At 53.5% G+C, this 11,293-nt stretch carries 14 protein-coding genes; 6 read left to right on the forward strand and 8 right to left on the reverse strand.

What is annotated here, in order from left to right; translation table 11 throughout:
- A partial coding sequence (locus L692_RS32305; RefSeq protein WP_036721462.1) for a peptidylprolyl isomerase occupies positions 1-235 on the forward strand: 235 nt, incomplete at its 5' end.
- A 137-nt stretch (positions 236-372) separates the two neighbouring features.
- A complete protein-coding gene (locus L692_RS0101920) occupies positions 373-1,785 on the forward strand; it encodes a metallophosphoesterase (protein WP_025696701.1) in 1,413 nt (470 codons plus the stop codon).
- Positions 1,786-2,024: 239 nt separating this feature from the next.
- Here the strand turns inward: L692_RS0101920 and L692_RS33770 are convergent, their stop codons facing one another.
- From L692_RS33770 to L692_RS0101955, 7 genes are all read right to left on the reverse strand, one after another.
- Entirely contained in the window at positions 2,025-2,156 is a 132-nt protein-coding gene (locus tag L692_RS33770; protein WP_269636710.1) for a hypothetical protein, read from the reverse strand.
- Between the two features lie 42 nt (positions 2,157-2,198).
- Complete coding sequence (locus L692_RS0101930; RefSeq protein ID WP_025696702.1) at positions 2,199-2,867, reverse strand: TraX family protein; 669 nt, start codon at positions 2,865-2,867, stop codon at positions 2,199-2,201.
- Positions 2,868-2,879: 12 nt separating this feature from the next.
- Positions 2,880-3,887 (reverse strand): aldose 1-epimerase, encoded by a 1,008-nt coding sequence (locus L692_RS0101935; RefSeq protein ID WP_025696703.1) that lies wholly within the window; start codon positions 3,885-3,887, stop codon positions 2,880-2,882.
- 43 nt (positions 3,888-3,930) lie between these two features.
- On the reverse strand, positions 3,931-4,653 hold the full coding sequence (locus tag L692_RS0101940) for an MgtC/SapB family protein (protein ID WP_025696704.1): 723 nt from the start codon (positions 4,651-4,653) through the stop codon (positions 3,931-3,933).
- A gap of 175 nt (positions 4,654-4,828) precedes the next feature.
- Complete coding sequence (locus tag L692_RS0101945; protein WP_025696705.1) at positions 4,829-5,623, reverse strand: ABC transporter ATP-binding protein; 795 nt, start codon at positions 5,621-5,623, stop codon at positions 4,829-4,831.
- A complete protein-coding gene (locus tag L692_RS0101950) occupies positions 5,616-6,536 on the reverse strand; it encodes an ABC transporter permease (RefSeq protein ID WP_025696706.1) in 921 nt (306 codons plus the stop codon). The genes L692_RS0101945 and L692_RS0101950 overlap by 8 nt, the downstream gene beginning before the upstream one ends.
- 63 nt (positions 6,537-6,599) lie before the next feature.
- Entirely contained in the window at positions 6,600-7,661 is a 1,062-nt protein-coding gene (locus L692_RS0101955) for an ABC transporter substrate-binding protein (RefSeq protein WP_025696707.1), read from the reverse strand.
- A 223-nt stretch (positions 7,662-7,884) separates the two neighbouring features.
- Between L692_RS0101955 and L692_RS0101960 the strand changes: the two genes are divergently transcribed.
- Positions 7,885-8,805, forward strand: a complete 921-nt coding sequence (locus tag L692_RS0101960; protein ID WP_025696708.1) for a C40 family peptidase — start codon at positions 7,885-7,887, stop codon at positions 8,803-8,805.
- 23 nt (positions 8,806-8,828) lie between these two features.
- On the opposite strand, the gene L692_RS0101965 is transcribed toward L692_RS0101960, so the two are convergent.
- Positions 8,829-9,239, reverse strand: coding sequence for a DUF2500 domain-containing protein (locus tag L692_RS0101965; protein ID WP_025696709.1), 411 nt, complete (start codon positions 9,237-9,239; stop codon positions 8,829-8,831).
- A gap of 202 nt (positions 9,240-9,441) precedes the next feature.
- Here L692_RS0101965 and L692_RS0101970 point away from each other — a divergent pair, with 202 nt between their 5' ends.
- The 3 genes from L692_RS0101970 to L692_RS0101980 all read left to right on the forward strand — a co-directional run.
- Complete coding sequence (locus tag L692_RS0101970) at positions 9,442-9,819, forward strand: hypothetical protein (RefSeq protein ID WP_156940279.1); 378 nt, start codon at positions 9,442-9,444, stop codon at positions 9,817-9,819.
- A gap of 62 nt (positions 9,820-9,881) precedes the next feature.
- Positions 9,882-10,376, forward strand: a complete 495-nt coding sequence (locus L692_RS0101975; RefSeq protein ID WP_025696713.1) for a cation:proton antiporter regulatory subunit — start codon at positions 9,882-9,884, stop codon at positions 10,374-10,376.
- 3 nt (positions 10,377-10,379) lie between these two features.
- A partial coding sequence (locus tag L692_RS0101980) for a cation:proton antiporter (protein WP_025696715.1) occupies positions 10,380-11,293 on the forward strand: 914 nt, incomplete at its 3' end.

Raw genomic sequence — 11,293 nt, forward strand, 5'->3', positions numbered from 1 at the left:
CATCATCAAAGTAACGGACCACAAGGACGCCGTTACGCCAACGCTGGAGAATTCCAAGGAAGAAATCCGGAAGACGCTGATTTCCCAAAAAGTCAACGAAATGTCCAGCACCTGGATGCAGACCTTGACCTCGGGTGCGAAGATTACGAACACGCTGACCGACGCCAAGAACGCGGAAGCCTCGGCATCGCCGGAAGCCTCCGCTTCCCCGGAAGCGAGCGCCGCAGCCAAATAAGCAAGCCCAATTTCAACAAGGACAAGCGATTCGTCGCTTGTCCTTGTCTGCGTAGTATACCTTAAAGACCCGCCCCGTGAGCAGTTTATTCCCGCTTCTCTTTCCTGATTTTATTTGCAACGATGGAGGTTAATAAAATGTACGATTCTTCATCCCCTATGAGGCAAAAAAGAGCCAGGGGGCTTATATATCTTTGCCTTCCCCTCCTTCTGCTCTCCGGGTTGTTTAGCGGCTGTGAAGGTCGGGATCGGGAGAACAGTGCAGCCATTCCAGCGGAAGGATCTGTAAGCACAATTCACTTCTGGGAAGCCACGGATCTGCACTATCTCGATAAAAGCCTTCATGACGGCGGGACCGCCTTTCAATCGTTCGTAGCTTCCGGTGATGGCAAACAGCTCCCGTATATCGACGAAATTTTGAATGCTTTTGTACATGAAGCCGAGATAAAGAAGCCGGATTTCATCATTTTAAGCGGTGACTTAACGAATAATGGAGAACGGGCAAGCCATAAGTCGCTGGCAAGAAAGTTGGCGCGTATCGAGGAAAAGGGCTCATCTGTCTACGTTATCCCGGGCAACCATGATTTGTTCAATCCATGGGCCAGGGCATTTAAGGGTGATCGGCAAATGGTGACGGACAGGATAACGGATAAAGATTTTACGGACATATATGGGCGTTTCGGTTACGATGAAGCCCTGTCCAGGGACCCGCATAGCCTGAGCTATGCAGTCAGAGCGGCTCCCGGTCTGTGGCTGCTTATGATTGACAGCAATCAATATAACCACAACCAGAGGCTTGGACATCCCCAGACGGACGGGCGTGTGCTCTCCTCGACTCTCGCCTGGATAGACAGCTGCCTTCAACAGGCGGCCGAAGAGAATGCGGCGGTTCTGACAGTCATGCACCACAACGTACTGGATCACAGCGATCTCAATATTCCCGGATTCAAGGTCAACAACAGCGGACAGGTGATGAAAAAACTGCGGGAACACAGGCTCAACCTCGTATTATCCGGCCATATCCATATGCAGGACATCCGCCGGAATCTTGCGAACGGCGGCTCTGAATTTCCGGACAGAACAGCCGTGTACGATATTGCGACAAGCGCCTTGGCGGTGAATCCGCATCAGTACGGGGCCATGACCTTCGATCCGCTGACTGGCAGGACGACATACCAATCAACGCCCGTAAATGTAGACGGCTGGGCCGCGTCTGAAGGTCTTACCGACTCCCGCCTGCTGTCGTTCAAGAAATATGCCGAGCAGAGCTTCATCGACGCTTCCTACAAGAAGGCCTATGAGAGTCTTGCAGGCAGCGAGTTCAGCAGCCAGAATAAACAGGAAATGGCCGAAGCGATGGCCCGATTGAACGCGCGATATTTTGCCGGGACAGCAGGCAGCGGCATTGACGATCTGCTGAAGCTTCCCGGATTCAAGCTGTGGTCAACCGTCAAGGATGGATTTCTTCCACGCTATATTCGCAGCATGACGCAGCCTAAACCGCTGAGCAATACCTCTCTTGAGATTACTTTGAACCGTGAGCAGCCTTGAAGCCCCTTAATTGTGCTGTGGGGTCGCATTACCCCTGTATACAAAAAAGCCCTGCAGCTTCAACTGTGTTGAAACGACAGGGCTTATTCGATTTATTCGGTTCCCGAAGGAACACTAATCCCGGGTAATGTAAATCCGGCCTTCGCCGTCCGCTATGACCTGGGCATGGAGAGCCTCGGACAGCTTAACTTTCGCACCGTCCACAACGGCAATATCATAATAATCCTTGCCCGGTTCGATTACGATCGATTTTTTGGTAATGCCCAGATCATTCTTAAGATTTCCGGCGTCGACTTGTACAGCTTATCCAGCTCCTTGTCATACGGCAGAAGAGCCGTATCTACCGCCAGCTTGGCCTCATCGTGAAGCACAGTAACAACCTCTTCTTTATTATCAAGCGGGACGTCGCCGATTTACACAGCCAAAATACTTCTCCAGTCCAGCTCCGGCAACTCGCCAAAGTATAAGAAACGGATGACGGCAAGCACAGCCAGATGTGCCGGGTAAAAAGACCACCAGACCAGGCGCGGCATACTCCGCTTTTGCAGGCGTTCCCACAGCGCAGGGCCGTATGCGATCACCAGAGTCGGCAGGACGCTCAGCATTTGCACAGTCCAGCCGTAATAGAGCATATAAATCACATTCAGCGCCAAATGCGCAAGAACAAGCTTGTAAGAACGGGCGTAGCGGAAGATCAACACCAACAGCAGCCCGTACGCGTTATAGTCAAGCGGAACATAATCCATTGCCGCCGCGAACGGCAGGGCAACGAACAGACCCATCCACGGCCTTGGCAGCTTGTCCATCGCAATCAGGACGATCTCCGAAAGCAGCAGCGTAAAGACGACGTTCAGTCCCCCCGGATCGAGAGCCAGATTGAACGGAACTTGCGCGACCAGCGCGATTGCCAGCAGCCGCAGCACATATTTGGACTTCGAGGAGGTATGGAGATGGCCCTGGACAAGCGCGTAGCAATAGATAGGGAACGCAATTCTTCCGATATACCGCCATCCAAGCTCCTGGGGGAAAAAGATATAGCCGATGTGGTCAATCAGCATCGTAAGCATGGCAATAAGCTGCATACTCTCCTCCAATCAGGTTCGCGCCGAAGCTTCCTTTACATACAATCTCGCGGTTTCTTCCCAATATTCGCCCGGCTGCAAACTGAACAGGCCGATTTCTTCCCCCGGCAGTTCGACATTCGGCGCGTTAATCAGATTGATCTGCGGCTCAGGGCAGAAAAACCCTTCCGCCGCCCCGTTGTTCCAGATCATCCATTGCTTGTACGACGTACCCGCATCATACACCAGGGTTACGCCAAGCCTGGTATCGGTCAGCTCCATCCGGTTGCGTCCGTTCTGCGGGACAGCCGTATAGTGGTTGTCGAGCGGCGCAAAGAACGGGTACACGCCTTCCCCCCGCAGTTCTTTCTCCTCGGGCGAAAGAGGCTGGTAACTCCCAGTCGGAAGCATCCGGTCATCAAGCTCCCAGCGCTCGCCGACGGTCAGCTTCACCCGGTAATCAGCTGCGGCGCTTCCCCGGGCAAACGGAGCGTTGACCGCCGTATGAAAGGCCAACAGGCACGGCATCGATTCCTCTCCGTCATTGCGAATCAGAACCTGCTGGGACAACCCCGCTTCCGAGAGTCCATAGCGCAGCTTGACCGTATATTTAAAAGGAAAATATTCGTAAGCCGGATGCTTCTCGTCCACTTTGACCGCTACCGTGACATAGCTCTCATTCCGTCCGGTCCCGAAGTCCTCCACCTGCCAGGCCGCCGTATATAAAAAACCGTGTATATGGTTGCCGGTTGCTTGCTCGTTAACCGGAAGCCGATACACCTGCCCGTTCCAGGGAAGTTTGCCGTCCTCATACCGATTCGGCGGGAAGAGCACGGGAATTCCGTACACGCCGGGGCTTTGCTTGAAAGCTTCGATACCTCCCGGTCCCGGTTCACGCAGGAAGCGATAGCCGCTCTGCGTATCACGGAACGCGATCAGATTGCCTCCGGTTCCCGGCAGCATCGCCGCCTCGTACCGGCCAGCCTTAAGCCATACCGCGTCTTCACCCTCATAGGGTCCTTCATAAGCCCGAATGTCCATTTGCCCGCCTCTTTTCCCGTTTAATGAACTGCTGATCCCGTTCTTACAACTGTTCCACCTCAACGTTCAAGATAAACTCGATCTCCTTTAAATCATAATAGATTTCGGTGGCAAAATCACGGTCGGGGGCGGACAGCACCATATCGATCATTTGCTTTCCGTCATCCAGATCCTTGATCTTCATTCGCCGGACCACTCTTTCACGAAATTTCCTTGTACTCCTCTTCTTACCGGGTCTCACCCGATTCTCGATTTTGTTGATGACTTCACTCATGGACTCATCACTCGCCATAATAATCTTGACGAAAATGTCATGATTATTGAGCGACTGCGGACCAATGGCCCGGATAAGCCAGGGAACCGCATTGACCGCAAATATGAGCAGCACAACAGCAATAGCCGCTTCGACATAGAAACCGGCTCCCACTGTAATGCCAATTCCGGACGCCGTCCAGATCAGCGCCGCCGATGTCAGGCCGGAAATCGCATCGCCGCCTCTGCGCAGAATAACGCCCGCGCCCAGAAAGCCGATACCGCTGACGATTTGCGCCGCAAGCCGCATCGGGTCCATATTGGGATGATCGGGGCCCGAGAATTTTTCAAAAGCCTGGATGGATACGATGGTAACGAGACAGCTGGCGATACTGATGACCATACTCGTCCGAATGCCGAGCGGTTTCTGCTTCAACTGCCTGTCGATTCCGATAAATAGTCCGAACAGCATGGCAATAAGCAGCTTGATCATGGATACGATATGCTCATCCATCTTCCGACCTCCTTTCAATGATATAAATTATATTATATACGCTAACACGATGCGGCAGCTAACCCTGCGATGACAGCAAAAAGCCCCACTGGCGTGGAGCTTATGCTCTTATGGCTTTGGACACAAGAACGGATATATCGGCGGCAAGCGTCCGGGTTACAACAAGACTGCCGGCTTAGCCAAGCACGATGCGGTCGTCCGCCAGCTTGTGTCCGCTGATCGTTTCGAACTCGCCCAGAAGACGTTCCACCGTCAGATCCTTTTTGCGCTGCTCGTCAATATCAAGGATAATCTGTCCCTTGTCCATCATAATAAGACGATTGCCAAGCCGGATAGCCTGCTCCATATTATGGGTGACCATCAGAGTGGTCAGCTTCATCTCCCGCACGATGGATTCGGTCAGGCCCGTAATCAGATCCGCTCTGGCTGGATCAAGAGCCGCCGTATGCTCGTCCAGCAGCAGAATTTGCGGCTTCGTAAACGTAGCCATCAGCAGGCTGAGCGCTTGTCTTTCTCCCCCCGACAACAGGCCCACCTTCGCCCGCAGACGATTCTCCAGGCCGATGCCAAGCCGCCCAAGCTCTTCGCGGAATATCCTCCGCTTCGGGGAGGATACGCCGATGGACAGTCCTCTGCCCTTGCCCCGCTTGTAAGCCATTGCCAGATTCTCTTCGATGGTCATACGGGGCGACGTGCCGGCCATCGGATCTTGAAAGACCCGACCGATCCAGCGGCTCCGCTGATGCTCGGCCAAATGGCTGATCGAGCTTCCTTCGATAAGGACTTCACCAAGATCCGGCTTCAAGACACCGGATATAATATTCATCAGCGTCGACTTTCCGGCTCCGTTGCTTCCGATGATCGTTACGAAATCGCCCGGATTCAGCTCCAGATCGATGCCAAGCAGCGCGATTTTCTCGTCCGGGGTGCCCGGATTGAACAGCTTGGATACATTATCGAGCTTAAGCATCGGCAGCGCCTCCTCTCTTGCCCTTCAAGGCTTGCCTGGCCAGCTCGGCCGTGCGCTTGCGGGCGCTCTTCTTTTGCTTAAGGAAGCGCTGCACCGACGGGAACACCAGAGCGACAATGACGATGATCGCCGTGATCAATTTCAGGTCGGAGGCGTCCAGCCAATCCACCCGAAGCGCCAGCGCGACAACGATACGGTACACAATCGAGCCGAGCACAACCGCGAGCGTCGCGCGGAACACGCTGCCCGAGCCGAAGATGGCTTCCCCGATAATTACGGAGGCAAGGCCGATCACGATCATCCCGATGCCCATCGAGGAATCGGCAAAGGCCTGGTACTGGGCAATGAGCGCTCCCGAGAGCGCCACCAGTCCGTTGGACAGGCTGATCCCGAGAATCGTCGTGCTGTCCGTGTTCACACCGAAGCTGCGGATCATCCGGGAATTGTCTCCCGTTGCCCGCAGCGCAAGCCCCAGATCGGTGCGAAAAAAAACATCCATCAGCACCTTGACGACAATGACCACAAACGGCATGACATATAGCGGATTCATCAGGGAGATCAGCGTCGTCTCGCCCATCAGCGACACATTGGGCTTGCCCAGGATTCTCAAGTTGATCGAATAGAGCGCGATCATCATCAATATCCCTGACAGCAGCCCGTTGATCTTCCCTTTCGTATGCAGCAGACCGGTGCACAGCCCGGCCAGCATTCCGCCAGCAAGCGCCCCGAGAGTAGCCAGCCCCGGCGAATAACCATGGGTGATCATGACGGCGGCGATGGCGCCGCCTGTCGTGAAGCTGCCGTCCACCGTCAAATCCGGAAAATCCAGAATCCGAAATGTTATATATACGCCTAATGCCATAAATGCATACAGCAGCCCCAACTCAACCGCTCCAAGCATTGAATTCAACATGATGACTTCCTCCTTCAAACGGCAAGGGGCGCCCGTGAAGGATCGCCCCGGTTCAAATCTGTGTTATTGAATGATATCGTTGGTTGGGTCGGCTACTTCTTTCTTCATGGCGTCGGTTACTTCGACGCCTTGGGAAGCGGCGGCTTTCAGATTAAGGATAACGTCCAGCTTCTGCTGCACCGTTACCGGCAGATCGCCGATTTTCTTTCCGTTCTTGAGCACTTCCACCGCCATTTGTCCGACTTGATAGCCATGGTCGGAATATTTAAAGCCAACTGTGGCAAAAGCGCCTTTCTCCACCGTGTCGCGGTCGCTTGAGAAGAATGGAAGCTTGTTCTCATTCGCCACCTGGATGATGGAATCCACCCCGCTTACCACCGAGTTGTCCAGTGTAATATAGAGCGCATCCGCCCGACCAACCAGAGATTCGGCGGCTTGCTTAACCTCGGAAGTATTGGTCACCGATGCCTTGATCAGCTCGATGCCATGCTTGTCAAGGGCAGCCTTGGCCTGCTTCGCCATAACGACCGCGTTCGCCTCGCCTTCATTGATAATCAGTCCCAGCTTCTTCACATTTGGAAACTGGGCGGCGATGAAATCCATCAATCTTGTAATCGCCTCGGGATTCGTATCGGATGCCCCGGATACATTTCCTCCCGGGCGTTCCAGGTTGGTGACCACTTTGGCGTCAAGCGGGTCCGTTACCGCCGCAAACAATACGGGCGTATCGTTCTTGATTGCCTGAACAAGCGACTGGGCGGACGGCGTTGCGATGCCGATGACGAGATCATTGTCTTCTCCCGCAATTTTTTGGGCGATGGACAGATTGTTGGCTTGATCCGCCTGGGCGTTCTCAAAGTCAACGGTAAGGTTCTGCCCCTCGACGATTCCCGCATCCTTCAGTGCGGCCAGAATTCCGTCGTAAGTCGCATCCAGCGACGGATGCTCGACATATTGCGATACAGCGATCTTGTAAGTTTTGGCATCGGCGCTTGCGGTGCTCTGAGCGGTGCTGCCTGGAGAAGCTGCTGCGCCGGTATCCGCCCCTTTATTGTCACTGCCGCAGCCTGCCGCTGCGAGCATAACGCACAAGCTAAGCCCCAGCCATAATTTCTTTCTCTTCATGTCGATACCCCTCTTTTGCTATAGTTTATGAAACCATATTATATGTAGGTGCAGCTTTCCGTCAATCCGAAATAATGTCCGCCAAGCCCCCGGTAATCGCGTATTCCATCCCTCGGCCACTCATCCGGATCTTTCCTGACAGCCATTTCCTGCATCCCGGCCACATAACACCGATGGCGGCTGAGCATAATGAATTTACAATTTTGAAAATGGAGCGTGAGAAATGTACGCGAATCGAACAAAAATAGTGTTTCTGACCTCCGCGTTATGCGCAGCCGTTGTAACCGCTTCAGCCTGCGGCAGCATGAGAAACGACGGTAAAATCGGGACAAAAGCGGTCAAGCCCTCCGTTCAGTACAGAGGTTATATTGAACAGCAGCCTGTTACCGACTCCTCCGGCAAGACATGGGTCCCTCTTGAGCCTGCGGCCAAATCGCTTGGCTACCGGGTTGAAGAAGAATCGGGCGACGGCTATGCCAAAATCGGATTCAGCGACGTCATGTACAGAGTGCGGCCGGGTTCAGCTAGCGCCTTCTCACTTGGCGAGGGTTGCACTCTTCCGGAAGCCCCCAAGCGTCAAAACGGTAAAATCTACATGACCACAGAGGCGCTCTCCAAGTTGTTCCATACCCAAGTCAGCTGGAGTCCCGGAAGCGGCGAGATTTCCATTGTCCCCCCGAAAGAACCAGACACGGTGGGACAGCAGAAATCGGCCAAATCCGATAAGCCGTTCCGTATCCAGAGCCTCTCATCATCAGAATCGGACGAGCTGATCTCCTTTTCCAAGAAATATCTGGGCGTTCCCTATGAGTTCGGAGCGGCTCCTTACGAAGAATCCAAGACATTTGACTGTTCTTCCTTTACCCGCCATGTCTTCAAGAAGTTCGGTGTCGATTTGCCGCGTCTGGCCCGGGATCAGGATAATGTCGGCAGATCCGTCAGCCGGCAGCAGCTTGCGCCGGGCGACCTGATCTTTTTCACCGTTCCGGGAAGATTCGATAAGGATACCATTCCCGGCCACGTCGGCATTTATATCGGAGGCGGAGAATTTATACACACCTGGGGCGATCCCGGAGTTCAGATCAGCAAGCTGGACAGCGGATATTGGAGCAACGTCATTCTGCATATGCGGCGCGTCCTTTAGGATGTGTCCGCTTTTTTCACTTGTTACCTTACACTTTCCCGATCGGATACCCGCTCAAAGCCTTTGAATCTCGTTCCTTGATACGTCAGCTCTCCCCGGTCGCCTTCAACAATCAGCCCGTAGAACCGGTCGGGCACCTTCAGCTCTACCCTGTCGCCGTTCAACGTTTCAAAGGTTACATAATAATCCGTGCTTGCGCTGGAATCTCCCGATCCGCCGCTTACCCTGAACCGCTTGGAAACAGCTGTGCAGGAAACGGTCAACAGCTCGCTTTCATTGTTAGCCATCCACTGTTTAATCCCTTTGGCGATACCAAAAATCAATACCGAAAGAAACAGCAAAATAAAGATTTTGAAGAATACCGGCATAACATGCCAAAAGAGCCCAAAGCTGCCGGGACGATCTATCGGAACGGGTCTGTTCCATATGCTCATATTATTCCCTCCTTTTTTTCTTCTCAAGCTTAGCTGATCTTATTGCCCTCCCAATTGCTTACATTATTTACGCGATTTGCGTGGCAAGGGTTGCGCTAATAGGGGGTCACGACTGATTACTGACTCATTTCGCCCGTTTATTTGGATCTCTGGGGAGGCTATGTTATGATTTTAATACCAGATCGGCTAAGGAGGTGCCCGTTTGACTCAATATATAGATTTTAGAATGCGCAATGGGCTAATCCGGCTTGTGCTGGTGATCTTCCTTGCTATTGCCCTTCCGGCATCCGCCTTTGCGGACTGGATCGGCCACGCTGCCCAGAAGAGCGGGACGGAAAGCATCGACCGGCAGGAACGCCACCTTGGAGCGGTTTCCGCACGCCTGCACCCGCCGCAGCATCTCCCCGCCCCCGCATCGCGTCTTTCATATGAACCAACGGCTGCGGCCATGCCGGAGCCTTATCTTTTGCCTGGACTTGCAGCGTTATTTTATCCACTGATTGTCAAGCTGTTGAAACGATTGCTTCTGTATCCGCTTAAATATACCTCGAACTATGTGGCTTCCGCTTTCGGCAGTTGAATACAATGAAGACGAAATACTAAACATACAATACATCCGAATTATTGGAGGCTGGATTTATTATGAATTTCAGAGAATGCGATTTGCCCGGCATCGGGAAAAAATTTGTGCTGCAGACCCGCAGCGGCGATAAGCTCGCTATCATTGTACATGATGACGGACGGCGAGAGCTGTATCATTTTGAATATGACGATCCGGATCAAAGTATTTCCATGGTTACACTCGACGATGACGAAGCCAGATATATCTCGGCCATTGTCGGAGGCGTCACCTACAAGCCCAAGTCGCTTGAATCCATCGAGGTTGCGCTGGACGATCTGATTATTGAGTGGTACCGTATGGAGCCGGGATTCAGTTGTGTGGGACGTACGATTGGCGAGCTTGATATCCGCGCCCGTTCAGGTGTAACGATCATAGCGGTCATCGAAAAAAATCACACCAAGCATATCAGCCCCGGACCGGGGCTTGCATTGACGCCGGACTGCATCGTTGTTGCCGCCGGGGAGCGGGAGCAGCATAAGCAATTCAGACAAATTCTGCGGAATGGATGTGGTTGATCGATGAACCATATCGTATTCGAGGTTGGACTCGCGATCGCGCTGGTGGCGCTGTCCGGATTGCTCGCCGCAAAGTTACGCTTCTCTGTCATCCCGTTCTATATTCTGATCGGTATGGCGGTCGGACCGCATGCCTTTCATATTTGGCATCTGGACTTCCGGTTTATCGAAAGCGCCGCTCTGATTGAGTTTATGGGCCGGATCGGCGTCTTGTTCCTTCTGTTCTATCTCGGGCTGGAATTCTCTGTCGGCAGGCTGGTCAAAGCGGGAAAATCAATTGCAACGGGCGGAACGATCTACATTCTGATCAATTTCTCTCTGGGGCTGCTGCTTGGCTGGGGTCTTGGATTCCCGCTCGAAGAGATACTGGTGATCGCCGGTATTACAACCATTTCCTCCAGTGCCATCGTGGCCAAGGTTCTGGTCGATCTGAAGCGGACCGCCAACCCAGAGACTGAAATGATTCTGGGCATCATCATGTTCGAGGACGTATTCCTGGCCGTCTACATCTCCATTCTGTCCGGCCTGGTGCTCAGCGGCTCCTCCTCCCTTGGCGGAGTGCTGCTGTCGGCCCTGATCGCGCTGGCCTATATGCTGGGACTCCTGATCGTCGGCCGCAAGCTTGTTCCTCTGCTTAACAAGGCGCTCAATATCCGCTCCGGCGAGCTGTTCGCGCTAGTCATCTTCGCTGCCCTGTTTCTGGTGGCGGGCTTCTCCGAGACGATTCACGTCGCGGAGGCGATCGGAGCGCTGCTGGTCGGCCTGGTGCTCGCGGAGACGGAGCATGTCAAACGGATCGAGAAGCTGGTTATTCCGTTCCGTGATTTCTTCGGAGCCATCTTCTTCTTCAGCTTTGGCCTTACGATTGATCCGCTTACTCTCGGGGGAGAAGCCCTATGGTATTCGCTGGCGGGTGG

This window comes from Paenibacillus forsythiae T98 (assembly GCF_000520735.1).
Taxonomy (GTDB): Bacteria; Bacillota; Bacilli; order Paenibacillales; family Paenibacillaceae; genus Paenibacillus_AQ; species Paenibacillus_AQ forsythiae.